Origin of the sequence: Paenarthrobacter sp. C1 (assembly GCF_049315185.1) — a bacterium.
GTDB lineage: Bacteria > Actinomycetota > Actinomycetes > Actinomycetales > Micrococcaceae > Arthrobacter > Arthrobacter nicotinovorans.
In genome coordinates this window covers 2,332,199-2,352,018 of record NZ_CP186052.1, presented here as the reverse complement: position 1 = coordinate 2,352,018, position 19,820 = coordinate 2,332,199, and the positions used below count along the sequence as shown (strand labels likewise).

Below are 19,820 nucleotides of genomic sequence, written 5' to 3'. Positions count from 1 at the left end.
CCGGACCCAAACCCGTTCCTGCTCCTGTAGGCTGCGCAGGCTTTCCGCGCCGGCGGTCCAGGAATGCTCTTCAGTTGTTCCGGGTAGCTTCTGACTGAATGGCCCTGGCGAGGTCGCGGGGACGGCTCCACATGGGCCAGTGCCCCGTGGGGAGGTCAAGAACGTCGAGGTTCTCGATGTGCGCGACTTCGGCAAACATGCCATGGCCTGAGAGGGCGAGCTCCAACACGGTCGTGCCGGGTATCGAGCAGCACACCAGTGTGGTGGGGACCTTGCGGCGGGCGTCGTTCGTGAGCTCGACGGGCTGACGAAGCACGGGGCCGGGTTCCGGGACGGCCCTGGCCTGGAAGCGCTCAAGGTCCCCGGTGTTCAGGCCTTCCAGGCTCGCTTGGCTTGCGAGGACATCGATGGACGGCAACGGAAGCTCCGCCAAGCCGTCCGGAAAGTCCGGGGCGAAGATACTTCCCGGCGCCAGAGGGCCCGAGTCTACCCAGACCATTCGGTGGATGAGCTCAGGGCGTCGGTCCAGGACGAGGCTGGCAGGTGCGTTTGCACCACTGTGGGCGACGAGGACCGCCGGCTGGTCTTCGGATACCCCGAGTCGCGCCATGGCGTCCAGGATCGCTGCTGCCTGATCGTCGAGGGTCCTCGCGGCACGGTCGGGGTCGTCGGGATCGAGGCCGGGCAAGGTCAATGCCGTCGCGCGTGAGTCATGGGACCCCAAGTGTTCCAGGACCTCGTCCCAGGCCCAAGCGCCCAACCAGTGGCCGGCGAGGAGAATGATGGTTGGGCGGTTAGTGGAAGTTGTCATGACACCACCCTCGCAGGCGCCGTGGACAAGGGTATGTCACTATTTGTGTCATGAATTTGGGAAGATTCGAACAGTGAGAAGAGTCGAACGCCTCCATGCCCTCTCTGAGATGTTGCGCCGCAGCGGTGCTCGGGGGGTCTCCGCCGACATGCTGGCCAGGGAGTTCGCGGTATCCGTACGCACCGTCAAGAGAGACCTTGATGCCCTGGAGAACAGCGGGGCGCCCATCTGGTCCCGCCCAGGTCCCGGCGGTGGTTACGGACTGGCTGCAGGGTCCGCCCTGCCGCCCGTCACCCTGTCCCCGGCGCAGGCCGTGGCCCTCATGGCGGCTGTGTCCGCAGCGCCCGATGCGCCGTACGCAGACCTGGCCGCAGCGGGTATCCACAAAATCCTGGACGTCCTCGATCCCGGAACCAAGGCTAAAGCAGACGAACTGGCCGGTCGCATCTGGGTCAATGAGGTTCGCTCCCCGTCGCGCAAAACCAGGTCAGCGCTGGAGGAAGCAATGGCCGCGCAGCGAGTGGTCCGTATCAGTTACACCTCGGCAGACGGGACGACGACCATCCGCGACGTGGAACCTGTGCTTTTCGCCTCCACGAACGGACGGTGGTACTTGGTGGGCTGGTGCCGGCTGCGCGATGCCATGCGATGGTTCACCGTGTCCCGCATCGACAGGGCCAGCGTCACTACAACTGCCTGCAGCGGCCATACCATCGACGAAGTTGGCGAGCCCCCGGTGAACGCCCGGCCGGTGCATGGGCGTGCGCAGTGAACCCGACAGTATCCAGAACCCGGCAGTTTCCAACTCCGGTCAATCCAACTCCGGTCATGATGATCAGGGAACCCGGTTCAGCCATTCACTGGTACCGAACTTGGAGTCCACGCGTTTCCTGGCTTCTGCAAGCTCTGCTTCAGTGAGCACGGACTCTGAGGCACCGTATCGCTCGGTAAAGACCTCCTGCATGGCCTGCAGGATTGCGGCCCGCGCCATGCCGGTCTGGCGACGCAAGGGGTCCACGCGTTTCTTGGCGCTGCGGGTGCCCTTGTCCGAAAGCTTCTCCTTGCCGATCCGCAGCACTTCGACCATTTTGTCGGCGTCGATGTCGTAGCTCATGGTGACGTGATGGAGCATGCCGCCGTTGGCAAGCCGCTTCTGGGCGGCTCCGCCGATCTTGCCCTGGTCCGTTGCGATGTCATTGAGGGGCACATAAAAAGCGGTGATTCCCAGCTTCTCGAGTGCTGCCATGACCCAGGCATCCAGGAACGCGTATGAGTCGGCGAAGCTGATGCCGTCCACCAGGGTCTGTGGCAGGTACAGGGAATACGTGATGCAGTTGCCGGCCTCCATGAACATGGCTCCGCCGCCGCTGATCCGGCGGACCACGGTGATGCCGTGGCGGGCAACGCCCTCAGGATCAACCTCGTTCTTGACCGACTGGAAGCTGCCGATGACTACTGATGGCTCCTCCCAGTCCCAGAACCTTAGCGTGGGATTACGCAACCCGGCGCCGACTTCTTCGGTCAGTACTTCGTCCAGTGCGACGTTCACATGGGTCGGGAGAACTGACGGCGGGATGACGTCCCACTGGTGGTCGTCCCAGCTGGTGGCTTTGGACAATGCGCGTCGGACTGTAATGGCCACAGCCTCTGCGGAGAAACCGAACAGCGTTGCGCCGGCGGGCAATCCGGCGCTGACCGCCGCGGCAATATCTGCTGCTGTTGAGTTCCCGGGAAGTCCTGTCAGTGCCCCATTGATGTCCTGCAGGGCTTCATCGGGTTCGAGGAAGAAGTCGCCGCTCAGCGAAACGTTGGCAAACAGGCCGTCCACCACATCCAGGTCCACCACCACCAGTTTGCCGCCGGGAACTTTATATTCGCCGTGAAGGCGGGTCCCGGCGTCGTCGTTATCGGTTTCAGGTGTCGGCTGGGAAGTCATGGTTTCCATCTTGCCGGAAAACGCAAAAGCCCGCATTGCCGGAGAATCCGGTAATGCGGGCTTTTGAAAGCCTTGGGGTGAAGTGGTTACTTCTTGCCGCCGAAGCCCTTGAAGCGGGCGTTGAAGCGCTCGACGCGGCCAGCGGAGTCCATGATGCGCTGCTTGCCCGTGTAGAACGGGTGGGACTCCGAGGAGATTTCGACGTCGATAACCGGGTAGGTGTTTCCGTCTTCCCACTCGATGGTCTTCGAGGAAGACACGGTGGACTTGGTCAGGAACTGCGTACCGGAAGCCAGGTCGTTGAATACAACAGCTTCGTACTTCGGGTGGATATCAGACTTCATAATGGGACCTTTTGTTCACGCAACTGGATTTTGCCAGCTGCCAGGTATGAATGGAGGTGGTCCGTGGGCTGCAATGCAACATTCCAGCTTCCGGGCCAACAACCAATCATAGCCGAAACGAACACGCCATACGAACCAGCGTCAGCCCCGCGGACGGAGTTCCCAGAATGCCACGGCGGAGGCAGCTGCCACGTTGAGGGAATCGACGCCGGCGCGCATGGGGATCTTGACAGCGAGGTCGACGGCGGCAAGGGTCTCTGCGCTCATGCCGGCACCTTCGGTTCCCAGCACCAGCGCCAGTTTCGGGAGCTCCCTGGCGGCGAGGTCGTCAAGGTCCAGGGCGTCGTCTGTCAGTTCCATGGCTGCCACCGTGAAGCCCTGTTCCTTGAGGCGTCCCAGGTCCTGTGGCCAGCTCTCCAAACGTGCCCAGGGGACCTGGAAGACCGTGCCCATGCTGACGCGCACGCTGCGGCGGTACAACGGGTCGCCGCACCGTGGCGAGACCAGGACGGCGTCCACCCCCAGTGCAGCCGCCGACCGGAAAATAGCCCCCACATTGGTGTGGTCCACGATGTCTTCGAGCACGGCGACGCGCCTGGCGGATGCCAGGAGTTCCTCCAGCGGGACGGGAGCCGGGCGGTGCATGGCGGCCATGGCTCCCCGGTGGAGGTGGAAGCCCGTGATTTCCTCCAGGAGTGCCGCTTTCCCAATGAAGACCGGCACCTCCGGATAGGCCTGGAAGACGTCGGTGAGGTCCTCCAGCCACTTCTCGGCCAGGAAGAAGGAACGCGGCTGGTGGCCGGCGGCCAACGCCCTGCGCAGGACCCTGGAGGACTCGGCGATATACATGCCCTCGCGAGGCTCCCGGAGCTTCCGGAGGTGCACATCGGTAAGTGTTGTGTAGTCACTGACGCGTGGATCGTCAGCGGACTCAAGGTAGTGGAATGTCACCCCGGGATCACTTCAGGAGGTTGGCGATCATGAAGCCAAGCGCCACAATACCGAGGGTGAAGATGACGCCGCGCAGCACCTTGGGCGACAACTTCCGGCCAACCTTCGACCCAAGCAGCCCGCCGATCGTGGAGCTGACGGCAATGAGCAGGACGACCCACCAGTTGATTCTGTCGAAGGCGAAGATGAGATAGGAAACAGCGGCAACCATGTTCACCGTCAGGGTGAGGATGTTCTTCATGGCGTTGGCATTTTGCATGGTGCCGGAGAGGAAAACTCCGAGGATCCCCACCAGGAGGATTCCTTGCGCGGCCACAAAGTAACCGCCGTAAACCCCGGCGAGGTAGATCAGGACCACCAGGAGGATGCCGTGGCTCTTGTCCTTGATGGCATGCTCGGGGTTCTGTTCCCTGTTGCGGATCCATGCCTGGAGTTTGGGCTGGAACAGCACCATGAGCAAGGCAGCGACCAGCAGCACAGGTGCCACGTAGCCAAACACCTTTTCCGGCAGGTGGAGGAGCAGCCATGCGCCGGTGATGCCACCCAACAGCGATGCCGGCATCAGCTTGAGCAGCTGCCCGCCGCGGCCGGCCAGTTCGCGGCGGTAACCCCAGGCGCCGGCGGCCGTACCGGCTACGAGACCCATCGCGTTGCTCATGGAAGCGACGACGGGCGCCACGCCCAGGGCGATCAGCACGGGGAAGGTCACCAAGGTGCCCGAGCCGACTACTGCGTTGATGGTGCCGGCCCACAAGCCCGCAAAAAAGACCAGGATGCTGCTAAGAATCTCCACGTTTGTCCCGGTCCGCCCTAGCGCCGTGCGGTGGCTGTGTAGCGCCCGGCGTTTTCGGAAACGTCCAGCGCCAGGCCAAAAGTGTTGCCGAGGTGCTCGTCAGTGAGGACGTCCTTGATGGGACCGGCAGCCACCACGCCCCCTTCCCGGAGCAGCATGGCGTGGGTGAATCCCGGAGGTACTTCTTCAAGGTGGTGGGTCACCAGGACCATGGCCGGCGCGGCCGGGTCGCTGGCGAGTTCGCCGAGTTTGTGAACCAGCTCTTCGCGGCCGCCAAGATCAAGGCCGGCGGCAGGCTCATCCAGCAAGAGCAGTTCGGGGTCGGTCATCAGGGCGCGGGCGATCTGTACCCTCTTCCGCTCACCTTCAGACAATGTTGCGAAGGTGCGGTTGAGAAGGGGGCCCATCCCCCAGTCGTTCAGGAGGCCAAAGGCGCGCCGTTCGTCGTCGCGCTCATAGCCTTCCCGCCAGCGGCCGGTGACGCCGTACGCTGCAGTGACCACTACGTTCAGGACGTTCTCATGCTCGGGGATCTGGGTAGCCAGCGCTGCGGAGGAGAGTCCGATCCGGGGCCGGAGTTCGAAGACATCGACACGACCCAGGGTTTCGTCGAGGATTCCGGCCTTGCCGCTGCTGGGGTGGAGGCGCGCGGCCGCAATCTGGAGAAGAGTCGTCTTGCCCGCGCCGTTCGGACCAAGGATGACCCAACGTTCGCCTTCGTTGACCTGCCAGTCCACCTTGTCCAGCAGGGTCTTCTTGCCGCGGACAACGCTGACGGAGGCCAATTCCAGAACATCACTCATAGCAGTAGACACTAGGACAAAACTGCACATGACTGATAACTGATGTTTCTGCTCGTATATGAGTCGAAACAGTTTCGGGTGGACGGAGCGCCCTCAGTAGGATTGAAGCCATGACTTCGAACTTGGCTGCGGTCAGCTATGGCGTGAAACTATCCCCCGATTCGCTTGAGGGCGTGCACAAGGTACTGGCCGACGCAGGCGCAGAAGTGTCAGCGGAATCACACAGCGGCGATGACAGGTTCGGCGTCTTTACGTCTGAATTGAACGTGCGGCTTGATTCGCCCGCCGAGCTGTCCAATCTTCGACGCCGGGTGGCCGAAGCTGCCGTCGAGGGCGCCGATACCGCCCTGGTACCTGCAAGCCTTCGGCAGGCAGGGCGCAAGCTGCTCATCATGGATGTGGATTCAACGCTCATCCAGCAGGAAGTCATCGAGCTGCTCGCAGCATATGCGGGCAAGCGCGAAGAGGTCGCTGCCGTCACCGAAGCTGCCATGCGGGGTGAATTGGATTTTGCGCAGAGCCTCCATGCCCGTGTGGCCGTGTTGGCGGGCCTGCCGGCCGACGTCGTGAATTCCGTCCGCGACGAGGTACGCCTCAGCTTGGGGGCGGCAGAACTCGTGGCCGCGTTCAAGGCGGCCGGCCACGTGGTGGCTGTTGTTTCCGGTGGCTTCAACCAGATCCTTGGGCCCATCGCAGATGATCTGGGCCTTGATTACTGGGTTGCCAATGAGCTTGAAATCGTCGACGGCGCGTTGACCGGCAAAGTCCTGGGGGCCGTCATCGATCGGGCTGCCAAGGAGAAGTACTTGAGGCAGTGGGCTGCGGCCGAGGGAATCGAGTTGGCGCACACGATCGCTGTCGGTGACGGCGCGAACGACCTCGACATGCTGGGCGCGGCCGGGATCGGTGTGGCATTCAACGCCAAGCCTGCGGTCCGTGCAGTGGCGGACGCCGCGATCAATATGCCCTACCTCGACGCTGTGCGGCACATCGCCAACGTCTGACCCTGCTCGACGGACTTCCCGGTTTTTTCGCGACACGATCGACGCTGCTGTCCCACCTATTGGTGACTCACAGCAACCAGATCCCCAGGAGCGAAAGATGGTTATTCAGCAAACACACGTGGGAGCGTCCGTTGGCTTGGCCGGCCTTGACGCGACGATTGTCCAGATCGGCCTCATGGCCATACTCATTCTTGGTGCGGCGATAGCAGCCCTTATCGGGTCCTTCGCCGTGCTTGTCCTGGTGCCGCTGGCGGCAGTCGTGGTTCGGAGGCACCACGGAAGACGCGCACAGCCTTCCCGTGGGCCAGGGACGACGGACGAAACCGGTCCTTTTCGGGGTGTCGGACCCCGGCATGCGAATGTCACAAGAAACACGTGACTCGATTTCGTGACGCAAGAAATCGAATACGTAATTTGATTGTTACGCGCGATGGGTCGAGCGCGGATTATTCACGAAATCTTGGAATCGAGCTGCTTTTTAATCGGCGAATGTGCCTACCCTGTTGGAGGAATCGAGGGCAAATGTCCATCTCCCGTATTCCACTGAAGTCATTACCAAACAGGAAGAATGCAACATGAGCACGCTTGATGAAGCCATAAAGCAACTGCTGTCCATTGAAGGCGCTACTGGCGCGGCCGTCGTCGACTATTCCAGTGGCATGGCACTCGCGCAGGGAGGAAACCCCGGATTCGATCTCGGGGTAGCGGCGGCCGGAAACTCGAATGTGGTGAGCGCAAAGCTGCGCACCATGGCTGACCTCAGCCTGGACGGAGATATCGAAGACATTCTCATCACCCTGGGTGGGCAGTACCACCTCATCAACATCCTGAATTCACGTGACTCCAAGGGATTGTTTGTGTACTTGGTGCTCGATCGTACCTACGCAAACCTCGCCCTGGCCCGTCACAAACTCAACAACGTAGCCAAGGGAATCACCATCTGATCAAGGTCGTCAGCATGGGGACGGCCGCTTGACCGCGGCCCTCCCTTATCAGTGGCTGTCCCCTGTTAGTGGCCGTCTTCGGACACTGTCTCCAGGCGCTGGCTCTTCACCCTCCGGGCACCACTGTTTGCCGAGGCGACGGCTTTGCCCAGCATGTGGTAGACCAAAACGTCCTCATTGGTGTTGGCGTTTGCCTCGATGGTGACAAGCTCACCATCGCGGACTACTCCTATCCGGTGGCACCAGTTGACTAGTTCCGTGAGATCCGAGGACAGCAGAATGATCGCGACACCTGTCTCCCTCAGTTCGTTGAGCATCTGGTACACAACGTCCTTCGCCCCAATGTCGATGCCGCGGCTCGGATGACTCAGGATCAACACGTCACAGCCGCTCGTCATCCATTTGGCGAGGGAGACCTTCTGGCGGTCCCCGCCTGACAGGTTTGTAACAGAACCGTGGATGTTCGTCGTGCTGATGCGCATGCGGCGCACAAGGTCTATCACTCCACGGAGCCCGGCAATCTCGTCCTGCAATCCTGCTTCGACAGAATCCTCACGCAGGCCGGTGGCAATGCTGGTTGTTGTTTCCACGTGTCCGGCGTCGTCCGAGAGGTAACCGATCCTGTGCCGCAGGGCGTCCTCAGGACCCTGGATGTCAATGGACTGTCCATGCAGGAAAAGCTCTCCCGAGGTGCGGGGCCTCCTACCCACCAATGATTCGAGCAAGTGGTAGACACCCGATTGATGGGTTCCGAGCAGTCCGAAAATTTCGCCTTTGCCGACGCTGAAGGTCACGTCCCGGACTGAGTCCTCAACATTGAGGTTCATGACCCGCAGCACCTCGTCATCGCCGGCCGGCTCCGCAGGCCGCTGGCCGCCCGCCGGTTTGTGCTGCAGCAACAGGAAAGCCAGTTCATCGGCGTCGGTCCGGCTGGCCTCAACGACTCTGTGGACCCTGCCATCGCGCAACACGGCAATGCGGTGCGCGATTGAATGGACTTCATCGAGGCGGTGGGTGATGTAGATGATCGCCCGCCCTTGGCTGATCAGCATTCGGAGGACCTGGTGCAGGGCGGCGACGTCGTGATCAGGAAGGGAAGCAGCCACTTCATCCATAATGACCAGTTGTGCTTCCTCAGCCACCATCCGCAGGACTTCAACGAGCGTTTGTTCGGCCCGGACCAGGGTGCCCACTGTCGCGTCAGGATCCAGGTCCAAGCCGGCGTCCTTGATGAGTTTCAGGGCGGGACCCCGAAGTTCCGTATGGGGCTTTCCGGATTGGAAGGTGCCCCGGTACACGGCCTCGGCCACTGTCATGCCGGGATCGAGGCGGAAGTTCTGCGGAACAATCCCCACGCCACAGGCCTGCGCTTCTTCGCGCGAATCGGGACCGTATTTTTCTCCCGCCAACGTCATGGATCCGGACTCGTGCCTGAGCGATCCCGACAGGACATCCATCAGGGTGGTCTTCCCTGCCCCGTTGGTTCCGATCAGTCCAAGTATCTCGCCTCGATGCAATGAGAAATCGACACCCTTGAGGATGCGGCGCTGGTCATGTGAGGCATGAATACCATCCGCATGCAATAGCAGGTCCACAGAAGCTCCTAATCCGCACTAATGCGTGAACGGCTGTCGAAAGGCCGTAATGCGCAAAGCATCCAGAAAAGCACTGAAGTTATAAAGGGTCCGGATGCAGTGCTGAGTCAATCAGAAGACCTAACAAAAGGCAAAAAAGAATAACAAAACCATCACTGGCAATTCGTGACGCGAGATTTATCAGAATTTATCAAAATGTCATCATCTGCTGCTTAAAAGGAAGCGGCCCGGGACAAGTCCCGGGCCGCAACGAAAGAAGCCGCAGTTACTCGGCGTTTTTGCTGAAGTAGTCCGCGCCGCCGACATACTCGGTGTGTCCGGATTCGACATCGGCTGTCACCATCTTGGCGACCTCAGCGGCGAACTCTTCCACGGAGTACAACTTGCCCGCTTCTGCGCGGCGGGCCTCGATGGCTCCCGGGTTGGACCGGTCAAGAAGGGTTGCCGTTACGGTCCCCTCGATCATGTCGCCGGAAACCACTACAAGAGAGATGCCCTTGTCTGCGAGGCTGGGCAGCAACGCACGGAGGGCGTCTTCACCAGCGCGCTTGCTCTTGGCCACGGGCTCGTACTCAGGCATGGTGGGAACGGTCTCCACGAAGTGAGCCTGGTGACTGGTCACGAAGACCACCCGCGAACCTTCCGGCATGAGGGGCACGGCAGCGTTGAGCATGTTGATCTGGGCGTCGCGGTTCAGTTTGAGCGCGTAGCCCTCCTCCATGCCGCTTTCCATGCCTCCTGAGGCATTGAGCACGAGCACGTCGAGGGAGCCGAACTGCTCCATGGCTGTGCTGGCCAGGGCATGCACGCCTTCGTCGGTGGTGAGGTCTGCGCCAACCGCAGCTGCACGACCGCCGGCCGCCTGGATTTCGGCCACCACCTTGTTGGCGCGGGGTGCCTTCTGGCGGTAATTTACGACGACGGCGGCACCCTCGCCAGCGAGGATCTTGGCAACTTCAGCGCCGATTCCGCGGGAAGACCCCGTGACGATGGCGGTCTTGTTATCCAGCGTTCCCATTCGTGCTCCTTTTGTTCAGTTCATCCAAATTCCGTGGGCTCGGATTCCATCATGCCAGCGGCAACGATGAAATCCGTTGTCGGCCCCGGACAAAAACTACCGTTTGCGGTAGTGGGTCAGTGGCCCATTCCCAAGCCGCCATCGACGGGGATCACGGCGCCCGAGATGTAGGCGGCCTCATCACTGGCCACCCAGCGGACAACGTTGGCCACTTCGGATGCCTCAGCGAAACGCCCGGCCGGGACGTTGGCGAGGTAGGACTTCTGTGTGTCCTCCGGCAGTTCGGCTGTCATATCCGTGTTGATGAACCCGGGTGCCACTACGTTGGCGGTGATGCCACGGCTTCCCAGCTCGCGCGTCAGGGACCGTGCGATACCCACCATTCCGGCTTTGGAAGCGGAGTAGTTGATCTGTCCGGGAGCTCCGTAGAGGCCGGATACGGAGGAGATAAGCACCACACGGCCCTTGCGGAGCCTGATCATGCCCTTGCTGGCGCGCTTGATGACCCGGAATGCTCCCGTCAAGTTGGTGTCGAGAACCGAGGTGAAGTCGTCTTCGCTCATCCGCAGCAGGAGCGTGTCCTTGGTGATGCCTGCGTTCGCCACCAGAACCTCAACCGGCCCGTGCGCCTCTTCGACAACCTTGAACGCCGCATCGATCGAAGCTTCATCAGTGACATCGGCCTTTACGCCCAGGATTCCCTCAGGGAGTTCTGTTTCACTGCGGTAGGTAACAGCCACCTTGTCGCCGTTGGCAAGGAATGATTCCGCGATGGCCAGGCCGATGCCGCGGTTACCGCCAGTGATCAGGACGCTGCGACCGGTGGATACTGCTTCAGACATGCTTTTGCTCCAGGTTCTGCGGTCATCGAATGCCGCGTGAAGAGGGATTTTCCTGTCTCGATCTTATCCGCCGCCTGCAGCAACCCGCGGGTAACCGGCACGCTGCGCGGTTTGGGCGGGCTATGGCCTTGGTGAGAGAATTGGAAGAGGCCTTTGGAGCGTGATGATTCAGCTGTGACACGAGAGAACAGCCCCCTGCAGCAAGTGCCCGGGGAACCGGACGCGGTCTCCAGCGACCCCGAAGTCCACAGCATCACCGATGCCGCTGCCGCGCACTCCGAGGACATGCGCGAACGAATGATCAAGTACGCCGTCGCCATGGGGATCCGCATGGTCTGCATCGTCCTGATTTTCGTCGTTGACGGCTGGTTCAAGATCATTGCCATTGCAGGCGCGGTCTTTCTCCCCTGGATCGCCGTGGTCATAGCCAACGGCAACGACAAAGCCGAGGACCACAGCGATTCACTGCTGGACTATGTGGCAGTTCCGGAACTCGAGCGGTCGGACCTGCCTGACGATGACCAGGACGGCGACGCGCCCACGGTGCTTCAGGGCGAACTGGTGGACGACCCACCGGCCGACGGAGAAGCAGACCCCGGAACGAATGACCACGCAGGAGAAGCCGGCAACCCCGGCGACGGACGGACGGCTTCATGAATATCTTTAATCTTGGCAGCGCAGGCTTGGGCAGCCAGGACTCCGGTCGCGCCACAGCAGCGGCCACATGCTCCCGGAAGGGATGCCGCCAGGATGCCGGGTGGCAGCTCCTGTGGAACAATCCTCGCATCCACACGCCGGAGCGTCGAAAGGTGTGGCTTGCGTGCGATGAGCACCGTGAATGGCTTGAAGACTACTTGCAGACCCGGGGCCTCTGGAAAGAGACGGTGCCGTTTACCGATGATCCGGCAGTGAACGAGGCCCGCTGAATGTACCGTTTCCTCTTCTCCAGCAAGTGGCTGGGGTACTTCGTTTTGGCCGTGATTTTCGCGACTGCCTGTGTGTTTTTGGGGCGCTGGCAGATGGACCGCAGGGCTGAGACGCTCGCCGAAATCAATCGCGTTGTCAGCAACTATTCCGCGACGCCCATCCCCTATTCCGAGATCAAGGACCAGTTCAACGCGCTGGATCCCGAACGGGAATGGACGCAGGTCCAACTCCGCGGCAGCTACGACATCGACGGGCAGCGCGTTGTCCGCAACCGCCCGTTGAACGGCCAGCCAGGCTACGACGTCGTGGTTCCTTTCCGCCTCACCACCGGCGAGGCGGTGGTGATCGACCGCGGTTGGCTGCCGATCGGCAACAACACACCGGGCCGTCCCGACGTCGTTCCGGCGCCTCCCACAGGCGAGGTCACCGTTGTTGCGCGCCTGAAGCCCGCCGAACCGAAGCTTGACCGCGGGGCGGTGGATGGGCAGCTTGCCTCCATTGACCTGGCAAGCTTTGCCACTGAACTTTCCTACCCCATCGCCACCGGAGCCTACGGACAGCTGGCCAGCGAGAACCCTGCCGTGCAGCCCATGCCGACACCGTTCCCCAAACCGGCCACCGAAGAAGGAACCCACCTCTCCTACTCCCTTCAATGGTTCGCCTTTGGAGTCCTGATGTTCATTGGGTTCGGCTACGCCGCGCGCCAACAGGCCCGCAACGCTGCCATCGACGCCGAAGACGAAGAGGACGAGCAGATCATGGCCGCCGGCGGAAGCCCGAAGCGCCGTGCCCCTGCCCCGCGCAAGAACAAGCGGCCCACAGCCGAAGAAGAGGAAGACGCAATCCTGGATGCACAAGGCTACTGAACCGGCTACTGATCCCGTGGACAACGTGCGGTCGGCCCTGATAGCCGCCGGCGCCAAGGACACAGTCCAAGTATTCGATGACGAGGTGCCTACGGCCGCAGCTGCAGCGGCGGTCCTTGGCTGCGAGGTGGCAGCTATTACCAACAGCCTGATATTCGATGTCGATGGCGAACCGCTGCTGATCCTTGCCAGCGGCGCTGCCAAGGTTGACACCGCACTCGTGGCAGATCAGCTTGGGACCGGCAGGATCCGGCGCGCCAAGCCTGCATTCGTGCTGGAGCACACGGGTCAGGAAGTGGGTGGAGTGGCCCCGCTGGGCCACCCCGGCAGGATCCGGACCATCCTGGATGCCTCGCTGGAACAGCACCCCGTCCTCTGGGCCGGCGCCGGCGACCACAACTCCATGTTCTCCATCAGTTATGAAGAACTCCGCAGGATCACGAACGCCGAGGAACTCCTGGTTCGGTAGAGCGATGCATGCGGGGCACCGCCGGCCCTTAGGCCAGGGTGATGAGGTCCAGGTAGTCCTCGTTCCAGTGGTCCTCGACACCGTCCGGGAGCAGCACTACCCGCTCCGGGTTCAAAGCTGACACTGCGCCTTCATCGTGGCTGACCATGACGACGGCGCCGCTGTAGTTCTTCAGCGCACCCAGGATTTCGGCACGGCTGGCAGGGTCAAGGTTGTTCGTGGGTTCATCAAGGAGCAGCACATTGGCGCTTGAAGCCACAATGGTGGCAAGCGCCAGGCGTGTCTTCTCGCCACCGGAAAGCACTCCCGCGGGCTTGTCGACGTCGTCTCCGGAGAACAGGAACGAACCCAGGATCCCGCGGACCTCTGCGTCCTTCATGTCCGGAGCCGAGGACCTCATGTTTTCCAGCACCGTACGTTCGTGGTCCAGCGTTTCGTGCTCCTGGGCGTAATAACCCACCTTGAGTCCATGGCCCGGGATGATGTCGCCCGTATCAGGCTTGTCGACTCCGGCCAGCATACGCAGGAGGGTGGTCTTGCCGGCACCGTTGAGGCCGAGGATGACCACTTTGGAGCCGCGGTCGATGGCCAGATCCACATCCGTGAAGATTTCCAGGGAACCGTAGGACTTGCTCAGGCCCTCCGCGGTGAGCGGGGTCTTGCCGCACGGTGAAGGATCCGGGAAGCGCAGGGCGGCCACGCGATCGTTTTCACGAACCGCTTCAAGCCCGCCGAGAAGGCGTTCCGCACGTTTGGCCATGTTCTGAGCGGCAACGGCTTTGGTGGCCTTGGCGCGCATCTTGTTTGCCTGGTCGATCAGGACCTGGGCCTTCTTCTCTGCGTTGGCACGCTCGCGCTTACGGGCGCGCTCATCGGTTTCGCGTTGCTGGAGGTAACGCTTCCAGCCCATGTTGTAGTAATCGATCTGGGCGCGGTTGGCGTCCAGATGGTAGACCTTGTTGACCGTGGCCTCAAGCAGCTCCACATCGTGGCTGATCACGATCAAGCCGCCTTGATGGTCTTTCAGGAAGTCCCGCAGCCAGGTGATGGAGTCGGCGTCGAGGTGGTTGGTCGGTTCGTCAAGCAGCAGCGTTTCGGCCGAAGAATACAGGATGCGGGCCAGTTCCACACGGCGGCGCTGGCCACCGGACAGTGTCTTGAGCGGCTGGTTGAGGATGCGCTCCGGAAGGGCCAGGTTCGAGGAAATGGCGGCAGCCTCTGCCTCCGCGGCGTACCCGCCACCGGCCAGGAACTCCGACTCCAAGCGGTCGTACCGGTTCATGGCCTTCCGTTGGATGGACGCGTCTTCGCTGGCCATCTCCTGCTGTGCCTTCTTCAGCTTTCCGACCACCACATCCAGGCCGCGGGCCGAGAGGATACGGTCGCGGGCGAGCTGTTCCATGTCAGGCGTCCGGGGATCCTGGGGCAGGTAGCCGATCTCGCCACTGCGCGTCACTTTGCCGCCTGCGGGAAGACCCTCCCCTGCCAGGACGCGCGTCAGGGTCGTCTTGCCGGCACCGTTGCGGCCGACCAGCCCGATCTTGTCCCCTTTGTCCACCCTGAAGTTGACCTGGTCCATGAGCAGGCGTGCGCCGGCGCGGAGTTCGAGTTCCTGGACGGTAATCAATTCGGGTGATGCCTTTCAATGGGGAACGCCTGCGGGGGCCGGTGGGCCCGATGAGTGCGGCGGGGTGCGGCCGTGAGAACAGCCTGTTCAAGTCTACCGGCACCCAGGGCACGGACTGACATCCTCTTCCAACAGCGGAAACTGTGCCAACGGCCAAAGATTCCCCGAGCACCCTTGTAGGGAGGCTCCAAAATCCACGTCGCCCCGCATCCGTATTGTCGAAGCCAGGGGAAACAAGTACTTTCATCGCACCCATCTCATCCGTTAGGACCCGTCATGAGCAAGACCGATGCTGTCACTGTGCAGCGGCCCACCACCTCACGCAAACGCTGGAACGCAACCGATATCGGTCTCATCGCCGTCTTTGCAGCCCTCGTGGCCGCGTCGTCGATCGTACCCGGCATTCCGGTGGGCGCCCTTGGTGTGCCCATCACTTTGGTGACCCTGACCGTGATGCTCAGCGGACTGGTACTTGGCGCCGGTCGCGGCTTCGCCGCCGTCGGACTCTATGTCTTGTTGGGCCTGGCAGGTTTGCCCATCTTCAGCGGAGGCCGCAGCGGCCTGGGTATCCTCGCGAGCCCTTCGGCCGGGTACATCATCGCTTTCCCGCTGGCGGCGGCGGCCACAGGCTACCTTGCCGCCGTAGTGATCCGCAGGACCATCAAATACCGGGGACTTTGGCTGTTCGCTGCCACCATGGCCAGCAGTCTCGTTGTTGTCCATGGCCTGGGCGTCCTCGGCATGATGGTCAACGCCAAACTCGACTTCAGCAAGGCACTGCTCGCTGACCTGCCGTTCCTTCCCGGGGACACCCTCAAGAACGTCCTGGCCGTGATCATCGCACTGGCAATTCACAAGGCATTCCCGGATGTCCTGGTACGTCGGGTTAAGCAGGGAAGTTGAACAGCATCAGTTTCAATGGGGTCTCGGTGCGCGTGGCTGTGGACACCGGCGACGCACCCAAGACACTGCTGCACCGGTTTTCCCTGGAGCTCACGGAGTGTCGTATCGGTGTGATCGGCGCCAATGGCTCCGGCAAGTCCACCTTTCTCCGGCTCTTCAACGGTCTGGTGGCTCCCACTGATGGAACAGTCGTGGTGCATGGCCGCAGCACGGATGCAGATGTCCGCCGGGTGCGGGCGAACGTAGGTTTCGTTTTCACGGATCCTTTGTCCCAGCTGGTCATGCCGACAGGGCGGGAGGATGTTGAGCTGTCCCTGCGACGTTCCGTCAGGAACCCCAAGGAACGTACTGCCAGGGCTGAAGCCGTCCTCGACCGCTTCGGGCTCCTCCGCGTCGCCGACCAGAGCATCTATGAACTCTCCGGCGGAGAACGCCAGCTGCTCGCACTGGCCGCGGTGCTGGCCGTCAACCCAGGGGTTCTGGTCCTTGATGAACCGTCCACCCTGCTGGATCTGCGCAACCGTGAGCTCCTGCGCCGAACCATTGCGGGGCTGGACCAACAGGTCATCATGTCCACGCATGACCTCGACCTGGTCCTCGACATGGACCGGGTCCTGGTGGTGGAGGACGGTCGCATAGTGTTCGACGGCGGCGCGGCCGAAGCCGTGGCCCATTACCGTGCGCTGTGCGAAGGTACAGCAGTTGAAATGCCCGTGGAAGGGTTACCGAGGTGAGGGGCCACGGCCACCTGCTCGCACAGCACGTCCCTGGCAGTTCCCTGATACACCGCACTCCCCTGTGGCTGAAATTCCTTGTGGTGGCGGCCTGCGGAACGGCGTCGTTCCTGATTGTCGACTGGGCAGTATCCCTGGCCGTCTTCATCGTCATGTGCGGGCTCTTCCTGCTCAGCGGTGCTGGAATCAAACGACTCCTGGGATCCCTCTGGATGGTCACGCCCATCCTTCTGGCCATCGGTCTTTTCCAGTGGTGGCAGTTGGGCGGACCAACAGCGGCGCGCATCGTGCTGAATGTACTGGTATGCGTCGTGGCCGCTTCAGTGCTGACCGCCACCACCCCCGTGCAGGATTTGCTGGATGGCGTGGTGTCCATCTCCAAACCGTTCCGCCGGTTCGGCGCCGATCCCGAACGTTTCGCACTGACCATTGCCGTGATGCTCCGCAGCATCCCGTTTATCGCCGGCGCCTTCGCCGATGTCCGCGATTCCGCGCGCGCCCGGGGCCTTGAACGGAACCCCAGGGCCTTGGTCCTGCCCGTGTTCATCTCGACCGTGGCCTATGCACGACAGACCGGCGACGCCCTAGCTGCCAGGGGGCTGGGCGAAGCCGACGAAGCACCCTTGAGTCAGAGCCGCGAGTAACGCAAAAGGCTGGCGGTGCCCATGCCGCCGGCGATGCTGATCATCGCCAGCCCGAGGGTCCCGGACCCAGTCTCGCGGTACCGTCTCCTGGCCTGCGCCAAGAGCCGCGTCACCAGAACCGCCCCCGATGCACCGTACCCGTGACCCAACGCCAGGGCACCGCCTTCACGGTTCGCCCGGGCAGGATCCAGGCCCAAGTGTTCCAGGCATGCGATGGTTTGCGATGCGAACGCCTCGTTGAACTCGATGAGGTCCAGCGTGTTTGCTGCCACACCACGACTGGCGAGCAATCGTTCGGCAGCATGGGCGGCACCAATACCCAGCAGGTCCGGATCAACGCCTGCCGTGTCGTTGCCAAGCACCTCGAGTCCGTCCACCACACCCATCGCGCGTGCCCGCGCCATGGAGGTCACCACGACGGCGGACGCGGCGTCCGCGTCGAAGCACGAGTTCGCTGCCGTGACTGTTCCACCGGTCACGAAGGCGGCCGGGAAACGGGCCATCAAAGCGGGTCGCAGCGAAGGCCTGGGACCGTCGTCGGACATCACGGGCCCATCAGTGCCGCTCAGCGGGACGATTTCGTCGAAATATCGGCCCGCAGCGGCAGCGTCCACTGCGCGGCGGTGGCTGCGTAGGGCATACTCGTCCTGCCTCTCCCTGGTCACGCCGAAAGTCCTGGCAACATTTTCCGCAGCGACCCCCATGTCCGGGTCTCCGAACTGTGGCGGCACGAAGGTGGCCCGGGAGTAGAACTCCAGTCCGCCGTCGTGATCCTTGTTGGCCCTGGCCGGGGCCGTACTGATGCTTTCGACGCCGCCGGCCAGGAACAGCGGATCACCACCGGCGGCAACCAGCCGGGATGCCAGCGCTATGGCGTCCAGTCCAGAGCCGCACTGACGGTCAACCGTTAGCCCCGGGACGGTGACAGGCAAGCCGGCCTGGAGCGCGGCGTACCGGGCGAGGTTTCCACCCCCGCCCACTGCGTTGCCGATGATGACGTCGTCCACGTCCGAGGGTTCCACCGCCGTGGACTCCAGCAGCGAAGCCAGGACCGGTGCCAGGAGATCCGGCGCGCGGAGATGCTTGAGTTGCCCGTTGGCGCGGCAAACCGGCGATCGAAGGGCCGCAATGATGACAGGTTGCCGGGCGGGGTCCGTTTGCGTCGCCGTGCTAACCAAGGGGCTGTGCCCTGGAATCATGGTTCTTGATCCAATCCAGCAGCACCTTACGGCTGACTTTGCCACGATCCGTTATTGGCAGTTCGGAGAGCAGGTAGAACTGCAGCGGCCACTTATCCCGCGCCAGCAGGCCGTCGAGCCCGGTGCGGAGCTGCGTCGCCGTCACGGCGCCATAGGCAGGAACGACGCCGGCAATCACCTTTTGACCGCGGATGTCGTCAGGTGCGCCGGCGGCGACCGCCACCTCGATGCCCGGCACACAGGCCATGGCCAGTTCCACCTCGTGCGGGTACACGTTCTTCCCTGAAGTGACGATCATGTCCGAACGCCGGCCAAGGATGTGGAGGACTCCCCCTCGGAGGTAGCCCTGGTCCCCTACCGTGTACCAGCCGTTGAGGCAGCGTAGGGCGTGCCCGTCGTCGCCCCACAAGTAGCCATTGCTGACCATTCCGCTGCGCACGCTGATGTTGCCGTGGGTGCCTTCGGGCAAGACGTTGCCGGCGTCGTCGAGAATGCTGAGCTCCACGCCCGGGAAGGGGGTTCCGATGCCCGTGCCCCCCACATCCAGCGGTTCACCGGCGGCCAGCCGGGTACCCGAGACGAAACTCAACTCCGAAGCGCCGTAGTACTCATAAATGGCAGCATGCGGTGCCCAGCGCCTGGCAGCCTCCAGGGTCCGCGCGTCCAGCTTCGAACCGGCGCAGATGATACTGCGGATACCGGAGGCGTCCACGTCGCCCGCCAAGCCCCGTTCGCTCAGCAACCGCAGCATGGTGGGGGCAAGGACCAAGCGGGTGATGCCGTCATGGCTGATGGACGCGTGGGCGTCTCCGACATCGAATGATTCGAGGGTGTGGAACGCGGCCCCCGCGTAAAGGCACTCGGAGAGGGCATAAAGGTTCAGGCTCGCGGAAAGCGGGCCCGGCGCCAGCGTGTGGTCATCCTGCGAGAGTCCGAAGAATTCGATGGAAGCCTCGAACGAGACCTGCCACGAGCGGCGGGAACGGGTGAAGGCTTTGGGAACAGAGGTAGTACCCGAGGTCAGGCCAACCAGGAACGTGCTTGAAGGATCTCCGTCATGCAGACCGCTCCCCATTGCGGTTCCGGCTGTTCCGGCAGTTTCGGCTGCGCCGCAGTCGCGGGATTCAACAAGGCGCGAGGCTACGTCTTCAATCATTGGAGCAGGCCAGAGGGGGTCAAGGACTGCGCAGCGTCGCTCCCCCGCGACGGCGGCAGCGTACCGCTCAACGAAGTCAACGGAGTTTGGTTCGGCCAGCACCGTCGTGGAGCCGGAGGCGGCCAGCAGTCCTGCTGCGCCGTCGCGAAGTCCGGCCCACGTGATCCGGCTGCTGCCCACGACGACGGCGGTGTCGTGCGGGCGCTCATCAGCCCAGATGTGAAGTTTGTCCAGGAAAGGCATCCGCCAATTTT

Annotated in this window: 23 protein-coding genes; 10 read left to right on the top strand and 13 right to left on the bottom strand. The window is 62.5% G+C overall.

Going from position 1 to position 19,820, the window contains the following annotated elements:
• Positions 1-70: 70 nt before the first annotated feature.
• Complete coding sequence (locus tag ACNAOU_RS11015) at positions 71-811, bottom strand: alpha/beta fold hydrolase (protein WP_110504633.1); 741 nt, start codon at positions 809-811, stop codon at positions 71-73.
• Between the two features lie 109 nt (positions 812-920).
• On the opposite strand from ACNAOU_RS11015, the gene ACNAOU_RS11010 reads away from it, so the two are divergent.
• Positions 921-1,583 carry a helix-turn-helix transcriptional regulator gene (locus ACNAOU_RS11010; RefSeq protein ID WP_422758682.1) on the top strand — a complete coding sequence of 221 codons (663 nt, stop codon included), beginning with the start codon at positions 921-923 and terminating at the stop codon, positions 1,581-1,583.
• A 63-nt stretch (positions 1,584-1,646) separates the two neighbouring features.
• Here the strand turns inward: ACNAOU_RS11010 and ACNAOU_RS11005 are convergent, their stop codons facing one another.
• From ACNAOU_RS11005 to ACNAOU_RS10985, 5 genes are all read right to left on the bottom strand, one after another.
• Positions 1,647-2,747, bottom strand: a complete 1,101-nt coding sequence (locus tag ACNAOU_RS11005) for a lipoate--protein ligase family protein (protein ID WP_416428715.1) — start codon at positions 2,745-2,747, stop codon at positions 1,647-1,649.
• 86 nt (positions 2,748-2,833) lie between these two features.
• Positions 2,834-3,091 (bottom strand): type B 50S ribosomal protein L31, encoded by a 258-nt coding sequence (locus ACNAOU_RS11000; protein WP_017200906.1) that lies wholly within the window; start codon positions 3,089-3,091, stop codon positions 2,834-2,836.
• Positions 3,092-3,232: 141 nt separating this feature from the next.
• Complete coding sequence (locus tag ACNAOU_RS10995) at positions 3,233-4,042, bottom strand: TrmH family RNA methyltransferase (protein ID WP_064722134.1); 810 nt, start codon at positions 4,040-4,042, stop codon at positions 3,233-3,235.
• A 7-nt stretch (positions 4,043-4,049) separates the two neighbouring features.
• Positions 4,050-4,835 (bottom strand): sulfite exporter TauE/SafE family protein, encoded by a 786-nt coding sequence (locus tag ACNAOU_RS10990; protein ID WP_422758648.1) that lies wholly within the window; start codon positions 4,833-4,835, stop codon positions 4,050-4,052.
• Positions 4,836-4,852: 17 nt separating this feature from the next.
• A complete protein-coding gene (locus tag ACNAOU_RS10985; protein WP_039241258.1) occupies positions 4,853-5,638 on the bottom strand; it encodes an ABC transporter ATP-binding protein in 786 nt (261 codons plus the stop codon).
• 110 nt (positions 5,639-5,748) lie between these two features.
• On the opposite strand from ACNAOU_RS10985, the gene serB reads away from it, so the two are divergent.
• Entirely contained in the window at positions 5,749-6,642 is an 894-nt protein-coding gene (gene serB, locus ACNAOU_RS10980; RefSeq protein WP_422758647.1) for a phosphoserine phosphatase SerB, read from the top strand.
• 67 nt (positions 6,643-6,709) lie between these two features.
• Here serB and ACNAOU_RS10975 read toward each other — a convergent pair whose 3' ends face one another.
• Positions 6,710-6,919: a hypothetical protein gene (locus ACNAOU_RS10975; RefSeq protein WP_422758646.1), complete on the bottom strand. Its 210-nt coding sequence runs from the start codon at positions 6,917-6,919 to the stop codon at positions 6,710-6,712.
• 298 nt (positions 6,920-7,217) lie between these two features.
• Here ACNAOU_RS10975 and ACNAOU_RS10970 point away from each other — a divergent pair, with 298 nt between their 5' ends.
• On the top strand, positions 7,218-7,586 hold the full coding sequence (locus tag ACNAOU_RS10970) for a hypothetical protein (protein ID WP_422758645.1): 369 nt from the start codon (positions 7,218-7,220) through the stop codon (positions 7,584-7,586).
• 65 nt (positions 7,587-7,651) lie between these two features.
• Here ACNAOU_RS10970 and ACNAOU_RS10965 read toward each other — a convergent pair whose 3' ends face one another.
• The 3 genes from ACNAOU_RS10965 to ACNAOU_RS10955 all read right to left on the bottom strand — a co-directional run bounded on the left by ACNAOU_RS10965 (position 7,652) and on the right by ACNAOU_RS10955 (position 11,041).
• A complete protein-coding gene (locus ACNAOU_RS10965; protein ID WP_422758644.1) occupies positions 7,652-9,181 on the bottom strand; it encodes an ATP-binding cassette domain-containing protein in 1,530 nt (509 codons plus the stop codon).
• A gap of 265 nt (positions 9,182-9,446) precedes the next feature.
• A complete protein-coding gene (locus ACNAOU_RS10960) occupies positions 9,447-10,199 on the bottom strand; it encodes an SDR family oxidoreductase (RefSeq protein ID WP_018777592.1) in 753 nt (250 codons plus the stop codon).
• 116 nt (positions 10,200-10,315) lie between these two features.
• Positions 10,316-11,041 carry a beta-ketoacyl-ACP reductase gene (locus ACNAOU_RS10955; RefSeq protein WP_039241251.1) on the bottom strand — a complete coding sequence of 242 codons (726 nt, stop codon included), beginning with the start codon at positions 11,039-11,041 and terminating at the stop codon, positions 10,316-10,318.
• A gap of 153 nt (positions 11,042-11,194) precedes the next feature.
• On the opposite strand from ACNAOU_RS10955, the gene ACNAOU_RS10950 reads away from it, so the two are divergent.
• The 4 genes from ACNAOU_RS10950 to ACNAOU_RS10935 are packed head-to-tail and all read left to right on the top strand — an operon-like array spanning position 11,195 to position 13,303.
• Complete coding sequence (locus tag ACNAOU_RS10950; protein WP_064722130.1) at positions 11,195-11,698, top strand: DUF3099 domain-containing protein; 504 nt, start codon at positions 11,195-11,197, stop codon at positions 11,696-11,698.
• On the top strand, positions 11,695-11,967 hold the full coding sequence (locus tag ACNAOU_RS10945) for a hypothetical protein (RefSeq protein ID WP_039241248.1): 273 nt from the start codon (positions 11,695-11,697) through the stop codon (positions 11,965-11,967). The genes ACNAOU_RS10950 and ACNAOU_RS10945 overlap by 4 nt, the downstream gene beginning before the upstream one ends.
• Positions 11,968-12,834, top strand: coding sequence for an SURF1 family protein (locus tag ACNAOU_RS10940; RefSeq protein WP_275779386.1), 867 nt, complete (start codon positions 11,968-11,970; stop codon positions 12,832-12,834).
• Positions 12,818-13,303, top strand: a complete 486-nt coding sequence (locus tag ACNAOU_RS10935) for a YbaK/EbsC family protein (protein ID WP_055975727.1) — start codon at positions 12,818-12,820, stop codon at positions 13,301-13,303. Before ACNAOU_RS10940 ends, ACNAOU_RS10935 begins: the two co-directional genes overlap by 17 nt.
• Before the next feature lie 28 nt (positions 13,304-13,331).
• Here the strand turns inward: ACNAOU_RS10935 and ACNAOU_RS10930 are convergent, their stop codons facing one another.
• Positions 13,332-14,930, bottom strand: a complete 1,599-nt coding sequence (locus ACNAOU_RS10930) for an ABC-F family ATP-binding cassette domain-containing protein (protein WP_018777586.1) — start codon at positions 14,928-14,930, stop codon at positions 13,332-13,334.
• Between the two features lie 276 nt (positions 14,931-15,206).
• Here ACNAOU_RS10930 and ACNAOU_RS10925 point away from each other — a divergent pair, with 276 nt between their 5' ends.
• The 3 genes from ACNAOU_RS10925 to ACNAOU_RS10915 are packed head-to-tail and all read left to right on the top strand — an operon-like array spanning position 15,207 to position 17,211.
• Complete coding sequence (locus tag ACNAOU_RS10925; RefSeq protein ID WP_416428724.1) at positions 15,207-15,833, top strand: biotin transporter BioY; 627 nt, start codon at positions 15,207-15,209, stop codon at positions 15,831-15,833.
• Positions 15,830-16,567 carry an energy-coupling factor ABC transporter ATP-binding protein gene (locus tag ACNAOU_RS10920; protein ID WP_422758643.1) on the top strand — a complete coding sequence of 246 codons (738 nt, stop codon included), beginning with the start codon at positions 15,830-15,832 and terminating at the stop codon, positions 16,565-16,567. Before ACNAOU_RS10925 ends, ACNAOU_RS10920 begins: the two co-directional genes overlap by 4 nt.
• A complete protein-coding gene (locus ACNAOU_RS10915; protein WP_018777583.1) occupies positions 16,564-17,211 on the top strand; it encodes an energy-coupling factor transporter transmembrane component T family protein in 648 nt (215 codons plus the stop codon). Before ACNAOU_RS10920 ends, ACNAOU_RS10915 begins: the two co-directional genes overlap by 4 nt.
• On the opposite strand, the gene ACNAOU_RS10910 is transcribed toward ACNAOU_RS10915, so the two are convergent.
• Positions 17,196-18,410: a thiolase family protein gene (locus ACNAOU_RS10910; protein ID WP_052247180.1), complete on the bottom strand. Its 1,215-nt coding sequence runs from the start codon at positions 18,408-18,410 to the stop codon at positions 17,196-17,198. The genes ACNAOU_RS10915 and ACNAOU_RS10910 overlap by 16 nt on opposite strands.
• Positions 18,382-19,809, bottom strand: coding sequence for a class I adenylate-forming enzyme family protein (locus ACNAOU_RS10905; RefSeq protein WP_039241241.1), 1,428 nt, complete (start codon positions 19,807-19,809; stop codon positions 18,382-18,384). Before ACNAOU_RS10905 ends, ACNAOU_RS10910 begins: the two co-directional genes overlap by 29 nt.
• Positions 19,810-19,820 lie beyond the last annotated feature (11 nt).

What these genes read in the sequence shown, in the direction of transcription:
- ACNAOU_RS10955 (WP_039241251.1), bottom strand. Translation starts at nt 11,041, where the DNA reads ATGTCTGAAGCAGTATCCACCGGTCGCAGCGTCCTGATCACTGGCGGT.
- ACNAOU_RS11005 (WP_416428715.1), bottom strand. Translation starts at nt 2,747, where the DNA reads ATGACTTCCCAGCCGACACCTGAAACCGATAACGACGACGCCGGGACC.
- ACNAOU_RS10940 (WP_275779386.1), top strand. Translation starts at nt 11,968, where the DNA reads ATGTACCGTTTCCTCTTCTCCAGCAAGTGGCTGGGGTACTTCGTTTTG.
- ACNAOU_RS11000 (WP_017200906.1), bottom strand. Translation starts at nt 3,091, where the DNA reads ATGAAGTCTGATATCCACCCGAAGTACGAAGCTGTTGTATTCAACGAC.
- ACNAOU_RS11015 (WP_110504633.1), bottom strand. Translation starts at nt 811, where the DNA reads ATGACAACTTCCACTAACCGCCCAACCATCATTCTCCTCGCCGGCCAC.
- ACNAOU_RS10910 (WP_052247180.1), bottom strand. Translation starts at nt 18,410, where the DNA reads ATGATTCCAGGGCACAGCCCCTTGGTTAGCACGGCGACGCAAACGGAC.
- ACNAOU_RS10970 (WP_422758645.1), top strand. Translation starts at nt 7,218, where the DNA reads ATGAGCACGCTTGATGAAGCCATAAAGCAACTGCTGTCCATTGAAGGC.
- ACNAOU_RS11010 (WP_422758682.1), top strand. Translation starts at nt 921, where the DNA reads ATGTTGCGCCGCAGCGGTGCTCGGGGGGTCTCCGCCGACATGCTGGCC.
- ACNAOU_RS10925 (WP_416428724.1), top strand. Translation starts at nt 15,207, where the DNA reads ATGAGCAAGACCGATGCTGTCACTGTGCAGCGGCCCACCACCTCACGC.
- serB (WP_422758647.1), top strand. Translation starts at nt 5,749, where the DNA reads ATGACTTCGAACTTGGCTGCGGTCAGCTATGGCGTGAAACTATCCCCC.
- ACNAOU_RS10935 (WP_055975727.1), top strand. Translation starts at nt 12,818, where the DNA reads ATGCACAAGGCTACTGAACCGGCTACTGATCCCGTGGACAACGTGCGG.
- ACNAOU_RS10945 (WP_039241248.1), top strand. Translation starts at nt 11,695, where the DNA reads ATGAATATCTTTAATCTTGGCAGCGCAGGCTTGGGCAGCCAGGACTCC.
- ACNAOU_RS10960 (WP_018777592.1), bottom strand. Translation starts at nt 10,199, where the DNA reads ATGGGAACGCTGGATAACAAGACCGCCATCGTCACGGGGTCTTCCCGC.
- ACNAOU_RS10985 (WP_039241258.1), bottom strand. Translation starts at nt 5,638, where the DNA reads ATGAGTGATGTTCTGGAATTGGCCTCCGTCAGCGTTGTCCGCGGCAAG.
- ACNAOU_RS10905 (WP_039241241.1), bottom strand. Translation starts at nt 19,809, where the DNA reads ATGCCTTTCCTGGACAAACTTCACATCTGGGCTGATGAGCGCCCGCAC.